Origin of the sequence: Aquicoccus sp. SU-CL01552 (assembly GCF_040365005.1) — a bacterium.
Classification (GTDB): Bacteria; Pseudomonadota; Alphaproteobacteria; order Rhodobacterales; family Rhodobacteraceae; genus Antarcticimicrobium.
This window is the reverse complement of the sequence record NZ_BAABWV010000024.1, coordinates 38342-52550: the sequence shown is the minus strand read 5'-3', so window position 1 is coordinate 52550 and position 14209 is coordinate 38342. Positions and strand designations below refer to the sequence as shown.

The window sequence follows — 14209 nt, the reverse complement described above, 5'->3', positions numbered from 1 at the left end:
CAATTGATGAGGCTGTTCAAAAGATCAAGGACGGAACGATCACCCAGTTTGTGTATGATCCTCGGCAAGCAAAGCTTGTATTACGACAATCTTGAAAATTCGGCTCTGTTGGCCTCATAGGCGCTGACGTAAGACGCCAGCCACAACCGGGCGCCGCTCGCGTCAGGTTGAAAGTTTGGCGTGTCAAGTCACCTTGACGAAGATATCGATGGTGTCCGCAGAGAATGTGAAAAAGGCTTTGGCGGCTATGGTATAGCTGCCTTACCGCCCGCCTCAACCGCCACGATTGCCTCGATCTGTTCCTCGACCAGAGATTGGAATGCCTTGAACGCACGGTAGCAATGGTCGCGCTCTTTCGCGAGCAGGTCCGCGACCTCTGCGACGCTCAAGGGTTCAGTGCCGCCAAAAGCGTACCCTACTTGGTCGTCAGTTACCTTTCTCTGAACCGTATCGGTAATGCCCACAACGAACCGCGACGAAAAGCCATGATTATACCTGTTGCGGAAATCTTTTGACGTTTCCCGAAACTCTTTGCCGGCCAGTGGCTCGAGTTTGAGTTTGAATGGGCGGTATTTCTTCCATTTTGACGCGTACGGCTCAATATGATTTAGATAGAGGTTTGTATCTGGGAAATCATCCTTCCAATTGTCCCCATCCACCGCTTGGTTCGCTTGGTGGGACAAATGGCCGACCGCAAAGGCGAAGCGCGATTTGATCGCATAGGGTTGACCGAGTGCTACGGTTCCCAATGTTTCGACAAATTCGAAGGACACATCAAGCTTATCCTCATCTTGAAGGGTGTCCAGAACGCTATCCCAAGCGCGCAATCGGTGAACGTGATTTGTCAGGGCGTTGATGATGTTGGCGAGCTCCGTTGCATATTCTTGGAGCATTTGGCTATATGCCAGCCAAGTAATCGATAACGAGCTTGGGAGATTCCACCAACGATAGGGCATGAGCTCGCCGCCGACTTGTGACGCGTCGAGCGCGGCTCGGTACGCAGCGAAGTATCGGACCAGCTTCTGTGAACGGGCAGTTGGGCTATAGTTGTTCATGATGCGAATGTTACGAGTAATGAGAATGGCTGGCGAGCTGCAGTCACAGGTCCGTCCAGATCCGGTGATATTTTGCTGAGGCGGAAAATCTGCTATAATACTCATGGCGTCAATCCACTGCTGGCTTAAAAATGATGAAAGCGTATCTCCCTTAATCGAATTGAACCGCGCCGGATTTGCCGGAGGCTTCAACTCCTGAGTAGGATGAAGCCACAATGAGCAAGACAACAAACAAATATTCTCCTGAGGTCCACGAGCGTGCGGTGCGGCTGGTGCTGGACAACCAGGGCCAGCACAGTTCCCGCTGGCAGGCGATCATGTCGATCTCCGCGAAGATCGGCTGTTCGGCGCATACGTTGAATGAGTGGGGCAAGAAGGCAGAAGTCGACAGCGGCAAGCGGGCGGGCGTCCCGACAGATGTCGCCGACAAGATGAAGGCGCTGGAGCGGGAGAACCGCGAGCTGCGTCAGGCAAACGAGATCCTCCGCAAGGCGTCGGCGCATTTTGCGATGGCGGAGCTCGACCGCCGGTCGAAGTGATGGTGTTATTTATCGACATGCATCGCGGTGAGCATGCCGTCCCTGACGAAATCGACATAGGTGCGCGGTGCGTCAGTGGGCCAATGGGTGCAGAAATCCTCGAGGAACGCGTCCCAGTCCGGTGCAATGCCATGCCGTTCGAAATAGCGCATCGGGAAGGAGAAGCCGTGGTCGATGCCCACGACTGTCGGGATGTTGTCGTCGAGCTCCGCAATCAGCCATTCCGCCAAACCACGGCGTGTCCAGTATTTCCGCGGGCTGGGCGGTGGCATCACCTCGACCGCCGGCCCATCGTCCTGTGTTTGATAGACCCTCAATCCCTTCAGGCTGGCTTCTGCTGTCTGGGCGCCTGAATAGTCGATGCCGATCGTCCGGCGAAACATGCGTCCTTCGCTTGTCATTCGAAACTCGCCTGAAAACTCGTGGCGGTCAGCGAGACATGGGCGTTCAGTGGGGGGCGCAGTTCGAACGCCTTGGGTTCCCGTGCGAAGTCATGAAGGCGAAACAGGTGCCAATGATCGCGACGTTCTTCGGCTACCTCCAACTCGTTGCGAGAGATATGGAAGGGGGTGCGTTCCCATCCGTTGGTTGTCTTCACCTCGATCAGGCGATCCTGTCCGTCCGGCGTGAAGCTGGCGATGTCAAAGCCCAGACCGTCGCCGTCCTTCGTCGATTCCCACCGTACCCGTCGGGCGAGGTCGTCTCTGCCATTTAGTTTCAAGGTCGCGCGTTCGTGGTGAAATACACGCTCTTCGCCGGCGTATCCCAGGGCGCGGTTGCGCTCGTCGCGTCCTGCCGAGGCGAAACGGCGAGCGATGCGTTGAATCTGTTCAAGCTCGTCCAGGGGCGGCGCATTCCGCAGGGTGGGGGCCACGCCGAGGAAAATCGGCGCAGGTTCAGCCATCTGGCGCTGCTCTTTCCGATGAAGCGCGATCTCCCACTCCGGATTGCATGCCGGCCAGCGGGCTGCAGCCTCGGCGAGTGCCATCTGGAAATTGAAGCGGGGCGTAGCCCTCGATTATCGGCAACCCGAGGCCGCGCAGGGCGGCAGAGACGTTGCACATCTTGAATTCAATAGAGCCCTGGCTGCGGTTGATCTGGTCCTGAAGAGCGGGGTCTTGGGCGGCCTTGTTGAAGCGACGCCCCGACAGTTCGTCGCTGAGCATCGAGAAATACGCTGTGACCACAGCGCCGTTTTCCAAATCGGTCCAATCTGTCGCTTCCATGATGGCAGAATATTCGGTGTCCGTCGTCAGAGTATTTGGGCCAGTTGGCGTCCTGATCTGAGAGAGGGTCTGGCTCATCTGGTTGGTCTGATTATGCGGCGGCGTTCCTCCTGCGGTGTCTCTCCAGCTGTGTTCCTCTCGGCCACGCGCCCCTCATCTATCTGGCGGAAAGGTTTCTTCATGACCGCTTTCCCAAATTGTACCCATTATTCGCGAGGGCATCCTCGTAGTTGCGCTCCAGCTGGCCCCGCATTTCGTCGAGGCACCGCACACGTTTGTTCACGGCCGCCATGAGCTTTTCGTCGAGCCGTTCCTCGCCTTCTCCGTAGGCAAGACTGCGAAGGATCGCCGATGCCAAGGTGTCGTCCGGAGCCGGCGTCCACCCGGCCGGCGCTGCGAACAGAGGGCGTAAGGCAGGCTGAACCTCTGGCCGAGTGCTCCATGGCCTGTTGGCCATGAAGACGCTCTGCCAATCCTGCATGGGCAGAGTCATCAACTCCCAGGCTGGACCTGCATCAAGCGGACCGAAATGCATGTACATGAGCTCTTCGTACATTTCGCACTCGTCCGGTTCATGTCGAATCGTCTTGTAGGATGGCCCGGACGTGCCTTCTTCAGTTCCCGGCTCAGGCCGTTCTTCAGTGAATCCGCGGCAGACCAGCATTCTGTCGCCGTCAGGAAACCACGCGAACAGATCCTCTTCCTCGTCGGAGCGAGTGCAATTTTCGATCTGAGCGTCGATCACTGTATCGTCCTGCGGTCTCACAAGATCCTTGGTGGCATGTGTCCAGTGTGGCTCAAGCGCCGATATTCCCAGTGCCAGCGCCTCCGGTTCATCCTGCGCCGTGAGGTGAAGGTCGATGGACCGGGCCTGCCAGAACACTCGCCAAGAAGCACCGGGGAGGGCGCGTCCCGTAGTGGGATCCAAGAATTCAGCCCAGTTTACCTGAGTGGAGTTTAAGCCTGCCTCCCGCAGCGTTCTTTCCCGAAGCTGCCTTTCCTGCACATCCAGTTCGGCCGCCCGCACCTCTGCTGCCGACGCACTGACATCGAGACAGAGAACTGTACGCGGCCAATAAAGCCGTGCGAGGCGGGCCCGAGGCAGCAGCGCCGGTGGTTCCTCGGTACGAAAGTTGTAGCCTTCCAGTCTAAGGCGGGAGTAGTCCTTGCTGGACCAGAATGCCTCTCCAGCGCTGTGCTCGAATCTTTGCACCGGAATACATTCCTCGTTGAGCGCGAAAAGTTCCGCTTTCGACAGGTCTGTCCTGCTTTGGGGAAGCGTTTCGACGTCATGGTGACGCATCTCATCGAAATAGCCGACGATATCGGTTTCCCGTGCAATCCGGTCAATCATTCCGGCCAGTCTGAGACGAAACTCCTGGAGACAGTCTTTTCCGCGCATCAGCCGAGGGCGAACCGGTTCGAAGAACGATGTGCCTTCGCAAACGGCGGACAAAACTTGGGCCTTCTGTTCGTCCGTAGCCGTATCGCCATGAATCAGTGTTGTCCATGCGTCAGAGAGCCAGAGCACCTGGCCGCGCGTTGCAAACAACTGGTCGCCTTCGGAGGCGCCCTCCCCTTCAAAGCGAATGTAACGCGAGCGCTTCTTCAAGATGGACTCGGCCTGATTGCCAAATGCCTTCGAGATCAGCTTCGAGGCCCAGACCTTTTGCTCCCCAGGATAACGGCGCTCGATCAGGCGTCCGAGATTGCGCACGATGACGGCTCGGTCCGGCCATTGCATCCTTGTGCTTTCCTGTAGGACGGTCCGCAGATGAGACAGGTCGGCCAACCGCTGATGCTGGTACTTTTCGACCCGCTCGTTGATGGTCTCCGGGTCCCGCGATCTGCGACGGAGAAAATCGATGATGTTCTCGGACATGCTTACGCCCTCCGCCCATAGCGTTTTTGGATGCGCGTGCGCCGTGAAGGGCGGTTCAGGCAGCGCGGCGATCGCATGTAGCAGGTCACGAGACGTTCCTCTCTCGATAGGATGGCTTCGATCTTCAGGGCTGCTTCGATGATCTTGAGTGGCACGCCATCGGCGAGAACCTCACTCACCCGCGTGTAGCGGAGTTCTCGTTTCAAGCAGCCGTCACGGGTAGGGGCATCATGCCCATAGGCAATAACTACATTCAGGGCTTGGGGCTGGATCCCGCGTTGCGCAATGCGTTCTACGGCATGTGTGGTCATCGGTTGGTCTGACATGGCTCGGTTCCTTTCAGTTGATGAAAGAAGTCTTACCCAGCACTGTGCACAAATCACCCGCAATTTGGGGGAGGTTTTGGGGGCGAAATGGTTATTTTTTGGGGGGCGGACAGGATCCTTCTTATGTGGGGTGTTTGCCACTTGTCACCCCTCTTGGGTTCACCGGCGGAACAAAAGCGGTTATGACAGGACGGGCGGCCGCCCAGCCTGCGCCACATGCGCTCTGAGTAGGCAAGGGCTGCGACCGGTCATCTGCTGCGCATCCCATGAAGGTCCGCAAAGGGCCGGTCGCGCCAGTTGGTTTGGCTCGGCCTACTCGGCTTTGCAAAGGGTACTTTTGCGCATTGCTGCCGTTCGTGGCCGGTGCAGCGAATGACGGCTCACCGCCCGACCTGCATAGGCGTCATCGGCCGGCCGGTGGGGGTCGCCATGTCCGCTTCGGACTGAGACCCGTCGTTGGGCCTGATCCGCGCGGAGGACGGCTCTGGGCCGCCCTCGACGCCGCAAGGTAATCGCGACTCTGGAGATGCTGTGACGGGCCCAAGGTCGGCAGTGAGCCCATTTTGACCAATGCTGGACTCGCAACGAATGCCGGCTTTGGCGGTCAAATCGCTGCGAAATACTCGTGCGCCTGCGTGATCTGGTTGGACCAATCCAGCTTGATGCTGCCCCAAAGGTTTCCGGCGATGCCGTTGTTGGAGAGAACCGCGCAGGCCTCCGCCTTTTCGGGGCAGATGTAGAGGGCGCAGGTCGACCCCGCTGTTCCGCCGTTGTGATAGAGAAAGCGAGGTCCGGGCTTCGGAGGTTTCATGGACAGCCAGCCCGAGCATTGCGCGGACGGATCCATGCAACCTCGGCGGCCCAATCCGAACACTGGGATCGCCGACTGGCGGATCGCGCGATCCATGGAGGTTTCCGGGGTGTTCAGCGCCGCCATCACGCGGATGGCGAAGCGTGCGAGGTCGTGCGCCGAAGACCGCAGGCAACCGGCTGCTGCCAGGGCCTCGAACCTCCAGGGCGAAACGGGTTTCCCGCTGGGATATCTTGGATGCGCCAATCGGCCATTCCGGTCATCGCCAAGGCAGTGCGTCGTGTCTTTCAGTCCAAGCGGGGCCACGACCTTCTCAGCCAGCAGGTTGATGAAGGGCATGCCCTCCTGCATGGCCATGGCTTCACCAAGCAGGCCGATCCCGAGGTTCGAGTAGGCGTGGCGGGGCCGGGGCTCGGACGCCCGGCCGCGCCAACTGTGAAGCCATTTCAGCAGGTCTGATCGGGAGAACCCGACATAGGGCCCGTCGGGCCAAGGACGCATCAGCGCCTTCCAGATGGGCATGTGAAAATTGGGAAGGCCGCTGGTGTGCGAGATCAGGCGCTCTGGCGTGATCCAGTCCGGAACCCCTGCCAGATCGCCTGACATGTGCCGCAGGGGCGCGCGCGGATCGACCTTGCCTTCCTCGACCAGCAGGCAAAGCAAAATGGCCGTGAACACCTTGGTGATTGAGCCGATCTCGAAAATCAAATCTTCGGGTGAGGCCTCTGTGATCTCTGCGCCCGAGTTGACGAACCGGGGTTCACCGTGACGAAGGCTGGCAGCGACAACCGTGTGCCGAGGGCCTTCATAGGCCTTCATCATGGACCGGAGGCGTTCGGTTTTATGCTCTATGCTCATCGTGCCACACACGGGTGTCTTACCCCCATGAAACAATGGCCAGTAAGGGGCGAAATAGTCGGATGGGTATCGCGCACCCATTTGCCTATCCACAAAACAGCCGACATTGGAAAAGCGCGATCCAAGGTCACCAATGCCCGCTTCCCCTTTTCCGGTGTGATGGCACGGTGATTGCCGAGCCGACACAAACGCGTATCGGGTTTTGCCGCTAAAGGCGTTTGAGCCAGAGCAGCGCCCGCGCCAACGGCAAGGACAAGCACTGACAGTGGACCAACCGAAAGCCCCTTGAGAACACGGTGCATCACAGGACCTCTGTCACGGGTTGGGGCCGGGCTGTGAGCAACACGGCGCCTACAGCAAGGAACCAGGCGATCGCCCCAAGGCCAAACACTACGCCCGCAGCATCGCCGAGCGCCGGAAAGATGGTGAGCAGGCCGCCGAGGCCCGCCAGCAGGCCAAGTGCGTTGACCGCGCGCGGCAGGCGACGCGCGGCCCGGGCGGCAGCGCTGACGCAGGTGATCCAGACACCGCCGGCGATCTCGTTGCCTCCGCCGAGGCCGAGTTCGACGATGTGCAGCAGGTGCCAGAGCTCGGCCGCAGCCTGCGGATCTGTCGGGTACAGCTGCGCCGCATGCTCTACTGCCACGTTGGCGATCATGCCCGCACCCAGAACCAACGTGGCCCAGATCAAGCCAAAGGCACGGGTCACAGCCGACCATCCTGGTACATGCGCCAGCCGCCCGGCCAAGGCGACGACGAGCACGACCAGCGCCAGTGCGTTCACCACGTAGATCGTCGTGTTCCACATGATCAACACGTCGGGGTGCGCGTCGATGAAGGCCGTGAGGGCGTGCGCGTCGATATCGGCCGTGCCGTAGCCAAACGGGGCCAGCAGAGTAGCCAGCAGGGCAAAGCCGATCATGTAGGTGGCGGCGCAGGTCAGGGCGGCCAGACCACCGATCCGGGGGAGGGTCACGCGCTGTCCTCCATGGCAGTGGAGGGAGGCGATGCCGACGGCTGCACGGCCAGCTGCTTGAAGTGATCGGTCAGGGTGCGGGTCCCGAAGCGTGCCCCGACCATGTCCATCGACATCGCGGTCAGGAAGAACTGCGCAGGGCCGTGGATGCGACGCGGGGTCAGGCGCGGCAGGATCGCCAGTGCCAGTTTGCGCAGCCAGTCCGGCAACAGGGTGATAGGCGCGGGGTGCCCGACGGCTTCCGCTGCAAGCTGCGCCAATTCCCGATGGTTAAAGGTCTCCGGCCCCCCGACATCCAGCCAGTCGGTCCCGGCCTCGGTCGCCTCCGCGGTTGCTGCGGCGAGGTCTGCGCCGTGGATCGGGTTGATCCGGTGCGTTCCGGGCGCGAAGAGCCAGACACGCCCCGACCGGGCCATCGACAGGAAATCGCCCATGTCCGAGAAATAGCCCGACGGCGCGATCACCGTTGACGGCAGGACGGATGCGCGCAACACGTCCACGAAGTCTGCCTTGGCCGCAACAAGCGGGACGTGGCGCATGGCATCCGCGTTCAGCACATGGACATAGGCAAAGCGTTTCACGCCCGCGCGCTCGGCCTCGCGCAGCAGGTTCAGGTTCGCCTGATAGTCTACGTCGCGATAGGTCAGCCCATCGGCCTGCCGCGTGATGCCGAGGGCGGATACGACGAGATCGACGCCGTGCAGTGTGCCTGCGAGTGTCTCGGGCCGCGTGGCCTCGGCCTCAATCAAGATATCGGCCGCAAGGTCGTCGGCGCGACAACGATCCCGAACCAGCGCCATGACATACCAGCCGCGCCGGCTGTATTCGGCGCAGAGAAAGCGACCGAGATAGCCGGTGGCCCCGGCAACGAAGACGGTCTTCATGAGAAACATCCTTTCAAAGCAGTGCAATACCTATTGCGGCGGCGGTCATGGCAAGCGTGACAGGGCCCCAGAGCAAACGCTCCGGACGCGAGGGGGTGGCGACATTGGCAATCGTGGTCAGCACGGTCAACGCAAGCGCCGTCCAGAAAGCCGCATCGGGCAGGCCGAGTCGCAGTACGCCGCCCCGATCCAGCATCGCGCAGGCCATCGCCAGTAGGAGAGAGGCCTGCACGAGCGCCAGCGCCCGCCACGGCCCTGGCAGACGACCAGGGAACCGCCCGCCGATTGTGAAGCGCCCCAGCGGGGCCCCGGCGGCCAGCGCGATATGCATTGCAGTCGGGAAACCGGCAAGGGCGGCGTAGGAAATGGCAAGGGTCGTGGGTGTCATGTCGCTCCCTCCCGGATCAGCGGCTTGGACGATCCGCCAGTGCCTTAAGCGTGGTGCGCGAAGGCTGAATCGGTGTGGTGGTTTCGGGCAGGCCAACGTCGCGAAGCTGGGGCGCGTTTTGTGGCAAGTATGCGATGCCACGGCCGGTCAGCATGGTGAAGAGCGCGTCGAAACGGTGGCGGCGATGATACAGGATGTCGGGCATGGCGGATCCTCCTCAGCCGACCACGCGATGGCCGCGACCCCGCAGGCACGCGAGAACGATGGCCTCACGCCGGTCGCTCGCATTGACTGCGCCGGCCACGCCGCCGGCCAGCGCACCGGCTACGGCTCCTCCAAGGGCATCGCCGTGGTCGTCGAATTCGCCAAGCAGTGCGCCGGCACCGGCGCCGAGCATCGCCGCACCGGCGGTTTCCTGATCGAACTGCCGCTGGTCGCGGGCCAGAGACTGGCACGCGGACAGGTCGTCTTGGAACGCCGCCGAAGGGGTGCCGTCCAAAATGGGGGTGTAGTTTGCGCCGCTGTCGGCGCAGGCGGAGAGTAACAGGGCACCGGTAAGGATGAAGATCGTGGGTTTCATTGGTCTACCATCATTTGTGTAAAGCGATGGTGAGGTCTTAGAGGGCGGTTCCCCAGCTCGGCATGACCGCAGAGATCAAGGATTTGCCCCTGTGTATCAGAGTTGGGCGAATCCCTGTCAGCGGGCCCGGTCAAGGTAGGCTGTCGGGCTTTGGCCGGTCCAACGCTTGAAGGCACGCACGAAGGAGGATGCCTCCGAAAAGCCCAGCAGGTAGGCCGCCTCGTTGACCGACACCTTGCGCGCCGTGAGATAATCGAGCGCCATGCGCCGGCGTAGGTCGTCATGAATCTCGGCGAAGGTCTCGCCCTCCGCCTTGAGGCGGCGATAGAGCGTCTGGCGGCTCATCCCCAGATCGCGCGCCAGCTTGTCCATCGACAGCGACCCCTCGTGCAGGTCGGGCAGGATCGCCGCCTCGATCCGGTAGCGCAAGAGATCCGAGCGCCCGAGCGCGTCAAGCAAGGCATCCGCGTGGCGGGTGAAGATTCCGAAACTGTAGGCATGACCCGGCTCGAATTCGGAGTCGTCGCTCAGCCAGACGGAATCGATCCGCAACGCGTTGCGCGCCGCCTCAAACTGCACGGGGATGCAGAACAGGTTCGGATATTCGGCCGCGTGCGGCGGGGGTGGATAGGTCACCTCCATCTCCAGCGCGAAGGGCACGTCCGGAAAGGACCGGCGGAATTCGCTGATGAAGCGCGCGAAGGACGCCTCGAGCCCGATGTAGTCAGGTCCTGCGACAGCGATGTGATCCACGATCCAGACCGCACCGTTTTCCTGCAGCAGTTCGAACCGGTCGGGCGCGCCGACGATATCGACCTCTGCCATCAGTTTCAGGTAGCGATTGAGTTGCGCGATCGAGTGGGTAAGGGACTGCGAGGAATGTACGATCTGCCCAACGACGGAAATCGTCTCCAGCTTCGTCTCGAAGGTATGGCGCAACAAAAGCGCCGTATCGCCAGTGGCCTCGATCCCCGCCGCGATCAACGCTTGGTAAGCCGCGACTGGCACGCGCGCGTCCTGGTCTGCGAGGTCTGCCTCCTTCAGCCCAGACTCGGCAAGCAGACGCGCACGCGGCGCGCCACGGCTGTCGGCATAGTCAAGAAGCGCCGCGGCAAACCCGGCCGCCATTGTCGGTTGGGCCATTCTGCGCACCCATAAGAAAGCTCGGCATGAAAAACCAACTTATGCAATTTCGCCGGAAATCACAAAAACCTCTCGAACGAATGCGAGGCCATGTCGGCGCACGCAGGAGCGGCACCGGCTCACTTTCCTGCGTTCAGTCCGTCGTCGGCGCTGCGGCCGATCCTGCGAGCAGCCCGCCATCGACCGTCAACTCCGCCCCGGTCATGTAAGCCGCTTCATCCGAGGCGAGCAGCAGTGCGATGGCGGCGACCTCTTCGACGGTGCCGAACCGGCGCATCGGCGTGTCTGCCACGAAGGCGGCCATTCGGGCCTCGCGGTCTGGCCCGTCCCCAAGCATTGGCTCCCACATCGGCGTCAAGATGGCGGCCGGGTGGATCGAATTGCAGCGGATGTTCAGCCCCTGCTCGGCGCAGTAGAGCGCGACGGACTTGGTGTGGTTGCGCACGGCTGCCTTGGACGACGCATAGGCCGCTGCCGCCGGTATTCCCACGAGGCCCGAGCGGGAAGAGATGTTGATAATCGATCCGGCACCCTTGGTGCGCATCGCGCCGATCGCGTAGCGGCAGCCGAGGAAGGTGCCATCCAGGTTCACTGCATGCACCGCGCGCCAATCCGCAAGCGTGGCGTGTTCCGGATCCTGTGGGCGCATGACCTCCTCGAAGCCCGTGATTCCGGCGTTGTTCACCAGGACATCACAGACGGGCCAGGCCTTGGCCAGCGCAGCCCAGTCGGCCTCGGACGCCACGTCGAGGCGCAGATGATGCCCACCGGTGTCCTTGGCGACCGAAGCGGCGAGGTCTTCCACTTTGTCAGTCACCACAACCGTTGAGCCTTCGCGGGCGAAGGCCCGTGCGATGGCTGCCCCGATCCCGCGGCCCGCGCCCGTGACAACGCAGAGTTTTCCGTTCAAACGATCCATGGCAACTTCCTTATCTCTTAACTTGCTTCAAAATGAATCGGGGGCGGACCCGCGGACCAAGCCTTTTACCAGATGTGTTTATGACTGCGCGTCGCCTTGGCGGTTTTGTATCGATGCCGTTCGACACCGAAGAGGCCCCCGACTGCACCCGTAATCGGGCCGCTAAGATACCGGAGGCGGCCGTTCGGATCAGGCTGCCCTGCCGGACCACCGCATGGCCCACATCACTACCTGAGCGCCGCCCGGCCCGGGATCACTCCGCGCTGCGATTGGCTACCAATATGCGCTCGGACAGCTCCGGATCATCGACCGCCCGCGCCAGCGTCAGGGCGCCGATCAACCGGCTCAGATAGCGGATCGCGGTGCTGTCATCGCCCGCCTCGTTGCCGCTGCCTGCGGCCGTGGCGATAATCTCCAGCGTGTGGCGCAGCCCGTCGTCGAAGGCCTTGCGCACCGGTTCCTCGTGCCGTGGCGCCTCACTGGCCAGCGCGGCATAGGTGCAGCCCGCCCCAGGGTGGGCCAGATGCGCCTCCGACAGATACCATTCGGCGATAGCCTGCAGCGCGTCGCTCTCCGCCCGGTCCAGCACCCTGCGCCAGCCTTCCGCATTCTCGGCGAGCCCATGCGCGGTCGCCTCGGCGATCAGCGCTTCCTTGCTGTCGAATTGCTTGTAGAAGGCCCCGTTGGTCATGCCCGCGGCCTTCATCAACGCCGCGATTCCGGTACCGTCGTAGCCGTCCTTGCGGAACATCTGGCTCGCGGTCTTGACCACCCGCTCGCGGTTCTTCGCCGCCTCTTGCTGGCTTACCCTCATGGTTCTGCTCTCCTGAAATCACGGTTGGAATTATATTCGTAATCTTAATCTTGACAAGAAGGAATATGATCGTAATCTAACGGGGATTTCAAAAACCACGGACTCGCTCAATGCCTCTCTCCGATTCAGATCCCGTCGTCATCTCCGCCGCGCGGCGCACCCCGCTGGGCGCTTTCATGGGCACGCTCTCCACCGTGCCGGCGCCCGAACTTGGCGCCACCGCGATTCGCGCCGTACTGGCGGATGCCGGCCTCGCCGCCGATCAGGTGAGCGAGGTGCTGATGGGTTGTGTGCTGCCCGCCGGCCTCGGTCAGGCGCCGGCTCGGCAGGCGGCGCGGGCGGCGGGGCTGGTTGATGCGGTTGGCGCCACCACCGTCAACAAAGTTTGCGGATCGGGCATGAAGGCGGCGATGCTGGGCCACGATCTGATCCGCGCCGGCAGTGCCGAGATCGTCATCGCCGGCGGCATGGAGGCGATGTCGGGCGCGCCCTTCCTGCTGCCCGACATGCGCGGCGGCCATAAGGCCGGCAGCGCCGAGGTGATCGACCATATGATGAAAGACGGGCTGGAGGACGCCTATGAGCGCGGCCGGCCGATGGGCGCTTTCGGCGAGGCAACGGCGGAGCGTTATGGTTTCTCCCGCGCCGATCAGGACGGTTATGCCATCGAGACGCTGGAGCGGGCGCGCAATGCCGTCACCTCCGGCGCCTTTGATGCGGAATGTGCCCCGGTGACGGTGCGAACCCGCAAGGGCGAGCTGACCGTTGTGCGCGACGAGCGGCCCGGACAGATTTCGTCGGAAAAGATCCCGACCCTGCGCAGCGCCTTCGGCGAGGGCGGCACCATCACCGCCGCCAGCGCTTCGGCCAATGCGGACGGGGCCGCGGTGATGGTGCTGGCCCGCGAAAGCACGGCACAGGCAAAGGGGCTGCCGGTGATGGCCCGCATCCTCGGCCATGCAACCCAGTCGCAGGAGCCCGCCTGGTTTACCACCGCGCCGATCCCGGCCATCCGCAAGCTGCTGGAGCAGGTCGGCTGGCAGGCCGATGACGTCGACCTCTGGGAGATCAACGAGGCCTTTGCCGTGGTCTCCATGGCCGCCGCAAAGGAGGTTGGCATCCTGCGCGACCGGCTCAACGTCAATGGCGGGGCCTGCGCGTTGGGCCATCCCATCGGAGCCACCGGTGCCCGTATTGTCGTGACCCTGCTGCACGCGCTGCGCGCCCGCGGGCTGAAGCGCGGCATCGCCTGCCTCTGCATCGGCGGCGGTGAGGCGACGGCGATTGCGCTGGAGGTGGTGGAATGAGCAAGACCACCACCACCGCCGTGCCGATGCCCGAGCTGACTTTCGGCCTTGCCGATCCGGCGCAGGCGGCGCAGATGACCGGGCTGGAACAGATGCAGGCCATTGTCGCGCAGCGCCTTCCGGCGCCTCCCATCGTCGAGGTGATGCAGCAATGGATTCACGAACTGGGCGAGGGGCATATTACCTTCCTCGGCGATCCGCATCCGCGTTATCTGAACCCGCTGGGGCTGATCCATGGCGGCTGGGCGATGACGCTGCTCGATTCCGCGCTGGGCTGCGCGGTGCAGACCACGCTGGCGCGGGGCGAGACCTATGCCTCGCTTGGGACCGAGGTCAAGTTCATCCGCCCGATCCTGCCCGACACGGGGCAGGTCCGTTGTCTTGCCGAAGTGCAGAGCCGCGGGCGCTCCACCGCCACCGCGGCCGGGCGGATCGAGGATTCCGCCGGGCGGGTGCTGGCCACCGGCACCTCCACCTGTTTCATCCGGCAGCTGGGGTAAG

15 protein-coding genes, 2 pseudogenes and 1 other annotated feature are annotated in these 14209 nt (G+C 62.4%); of the genes and pseudogenes, 3 read left to right on the top strand and 14 right to left on the bottom strand.

Features of this window, described 5'->3' with window-relative positions; translation table 11 throughout:
- Positions 1-245 precede the first annotated feature (245 nt).
- Positions 246-1160 (bottom strand): hypothetical protein, encoded by a 915-nt coding sequence (locus ABWV23_RS20885; RefSeq protein ID WP_353351352.1) that lies wholly within the window; start codon positions 1158-1160, stop codon positions 246-248.
- 110 nt (positions 1161-1270) lie between these two features.
- Here ABWV23_RS20885 and ABWV23_RS20880 point away from each other — a divergent pair.
- A pseudogene (locus ABWV23_RS20880) lies at positions 1271-1635 on the top strand (transposase); the annotation flags it as partial.
- Positions 1552-1651 (top strand) — a sequence feature (AL1L pseudoknot). Its footprint overlaps the pseudogene before it by 84 nt.
- Here the strand turns inward: ABWV23_RS20880 and ABWV23_RS20875 are convergent.
- The 13 genes and pseudogenes from ABWV23_RS20875 to ABWV23_RS20815 form a co-directional block, all read right to left on the bottom strand.
- Entirely contained in the window at positions 1600-1995 is a 396-nt protein-coding gene (locus ABWV23_RS20875; protein ID WP_353351358.1) for a hypothetical protein, read from the bottom strand. (Overlaps the previous feature by 52 nt.) The pseudogene ABWV23_RS20880 and the gene ABWV23_RS20875 overlap by 36 nt on opposite strands.
- A pseudogene (locus ABWV23_RS20870) lies at positions 1992-2820 on the bottom strand (protein NO VEIN domain-containing protein). The gene ABWV23_RS20875 and the pseudogene ABWV23_RS20870 overlap by 4 nt, the downstream one beginning before the upstream one ends.
- A gap of 178 nt (positions 2821-2998) precedes the next feature.
- Entirely contained in the window at positions 2999-4702 is a 1704-nt protein-coding gene (locus ABWV23_RS20865; protein ID WP_353351350.1) for a hypothetical protein, read from the bottom strand.
- A 2-nt stretch (positions 4703-4704) separates the two neighbouring features.
- Positions 4705-5028: a hypothetical protein gene (locus ABWV23_RS20860; RefSeq protein ID WP_353351348.1), complete on the bottom strand. Its 324-nt coding sequence runs from the start codon at positions 5026-5028 to the stop codon at positions 4705-4707.
- Positions 5029-5632: 604 nt separating this feature from the next.
- Entirely contained in the window at positions 5633-6661 is a 1029-nt protein-coding gene (locus tag ABWV23_RS20855; RefSeq protein WP_353351346.1) for a serine hydrolase domain-containing protein, read from the bottom strand.
- 337 nt (positions 6662-6998) lie between these two features.
- Complete coding sequence (locus ABWV23_RS20850) at positions 6999-7673, bottom strand: hypothetical protein (RefSeq protein WP_353351344.1); 675 nt, start codon at positions 7671-7673, stop codon at positions 6999-7001.
- On the bottom strand, positions 7670-8557 hold the full coding sequence (locus ABWV23_RS20845) for an SDR family oxidoreductase (RefSeq protein ID WP_353351342.1): 888 nt from the start codon (positions 8555-8557) through the stop codon (positions 7670-7672). The genes ABWV23_RS20850 and ABWV23_RS20845 overlap by 4 nt, the downstream gene beginning before the upstream one ends.
- Positions 8558-8570: 13 nt before the next feature.
- Positions 8571-8945: a hypothetical protein gene (locus ABWV23_RS20840; RefSeq protein ID WP_353351340.1), complete on the bottom strand. Its 375-nt coding sequence runs from the start codon at positions 8943-8945 to the stop codon at positions 8571-8573.
- 16 nt (positions 8946-8961) lie between these two features.
- Complete coding sequence (locus ABWV23_RS20835) at positions 8962-9150, bottom strand: hypothetical protein (protein ID WP_353351338.1); 189 nt, start codon at positions 9148-9150, stop codon at positions 8962-8964.
- A gap of 12 nt (positions 9151-9162) precedes the next feature.
- Complete coding sequence (locus tag ABWV23_RS20830) at positions 9163-9525, bottom strand: YMGG-like glycine zipper-containing protein (RefSeq protein ID WP_353351336.1); 363 nt, start codon at positions 9523-9525, stop codon at positions 9163-9165.
- 117 nt (positions 9526-9642) lie between these two features.
- Entirely contained in the window at positions 9643-10668 is a 1026-nt protein-coding gene (locus ABWV23_RS20825) for an AraC family transcriptional regulator (protein WP_353351334.1), read from the bottom strand.
- A 133-nt stretch (positions 10669-10801) separates the two neighbouring features.
- Positions 10802-11587, bottom strand: coding sequence for an SDR family oxidoreductase (locus tag ABWV23_RS20820; protein ID WP_353351332.1), 786 nt, complete (start codon positions 11585-11587; stop codon positions 10802-10804).
- A gap of 253 nt (positions 11588-11840) precedes the next feature.
- Positions 11841-12401, bottom strand: a complete 561-nt coding sequence (locus tag ABWV23_RS20815) for a TetR/AcrR family transcriptional regulator (RefSeq protein ID WP_353351330.1) — start codon at positions 12399-12401, stop codon at positions 11841-11843.
- Between the two features lie 110 nt (positions 12402-12511).
- On the opposite strand from ABWV23_RS20815, the gene ABWV23_RS20810 reads away from it, so the two are divergent.
- Together ABWV23_RS20810 and ABWV23_RS20805 are read left to right on the top strand one after the other, a co-directional pair.
- Positions 12512-13708, top strand: a complete 1197-nt coding sequence (locus ABWV23_RS20810; protein ID WP_353351328.1) for an acetyl-CoA C-acyltransferase — start codon at positions 12512-12514, stop codon at positions 13706-13708.
- On the top strand, positions 13705-14208 hold the full coding sequence (locus ABWV23_RS20805) for a PaaI family thioesterase (protein ID WP_353351326.1): 504 nt from the start codon (positions 13705-13707) through the stop codon (positions 14206-14208). The genes ABWV23_RS20810 and ABWV23_RS20805 overlap by 4 nt, the downstream gene beginning before the upstream one ends.
- The last annotated feature ends 1 nt before the right edge of the window (position 14209 follow it).

Excerpts from the sequence above, each read along its gene's own strand:
- ABWV23_RS20825 (WP_353351334.1), bottom strand. The coding sequence starts at position 10,668 with ATGGCCCAACCGACAATGGCGGCCGGGTTTGCCGCGGCGCTTCTTGAC.
- ABWV23_RS20860 (WP_353351348.1), bottom strand. The coding sequence starts at position 5,028 with ATGTCAGACCAACCGATGACCACACATGCCGTAGAACGCATTGCGCAA.
- ABWV23_RS20840 (WP_353351340.1), bottom strand. The coding sequence starts at position 8,945 with ATGACACCCACGACCCTTGCCATTTCCTACGCCGCCCTTGCCGGTTTC.
- ABWV23_RS20875 (WP_353351358.1), bottom strand. The coding sequence starts at position 1,995 with ATGACAAGCGAAGGACGCATGTTTCGCCGGACGATCGGCATCGACTAT.
- ABWV23_RS20885 (WP_353351352.1), bottom strand. The coding sequence starts at position 1,160 with ATGAGTATTATAGCAGATTTTCCGCCTCAGCAAAATATCACCGGATCT.
- ABWV23_RS20855 (WP_353351346.1), bottom strand. The coding sequence starts at position 6,661 with ATGATGAAGGCCTATGAAGGCCCTCGGCACACGGTTGTCGCTGCCAGC.
- ABWV23_RS20845 (WP_353351342.1), bottom strand. The coding sequence starts at position 8,557 with ATGAAGACCGTCTTCGTTGCCGGGGCCACCGGCTATCTCGGTCGCTTT.
- ABWV23_RS20815 (WP_353351330.1), bottom strand. The coding sequence starts at position 12,401 with ATGAGGGTAAGCCAGCAAGAGGCGGCGAAGAACCGCGAGCGGGTGGTC.
- ABWV23_RS20820 (WP_353351332.1), bottom strand. The coding sequence starts at position 11,587 with ATGGATCGTTTGAACGGAAAACTCTGCGTTGTCACGGGCGCGGGCCGC.
- ABWV23_RS20835 (WP_353351338.1), bottom strand. The coding sequence starts at position 9,150 with ATGCCCGACATCCTGTATCATCGCCGCCACCGTTTCGACGCGCTCTTC.
- ABWV23_RS20810 (WP_353351328.1), top strand. The coding sequence starts at position 12,512 with ATGCCTCTCTCCGATTCAGATCCCGTCGTCATCTCCGCCGCGCGGCGC.
- ABWV23_RS20830 (WP_353351336.1), bottom strand. The coding sequence starts at position 9,525 with ATGAAACCCACGATCTTCATCCTTACCGGTGCCCTGTTACTCTCCGCC.
- ABWV23_RS20805 (WP_353351326.1), top strand. The coding sequence starts at position 13,705 with ATGAGCAAGACCACCACCACCGCCGTGCCGATGCCCGAGCTGACTTTC.
- ABWV23_RS20865 (WP_353351350.1), bottom strand. The coding sequence starts at position 4,702 with ATGTCCGAGAACATCATCGATTTTCTCCGTCGCAGATCGCGGGACCCG.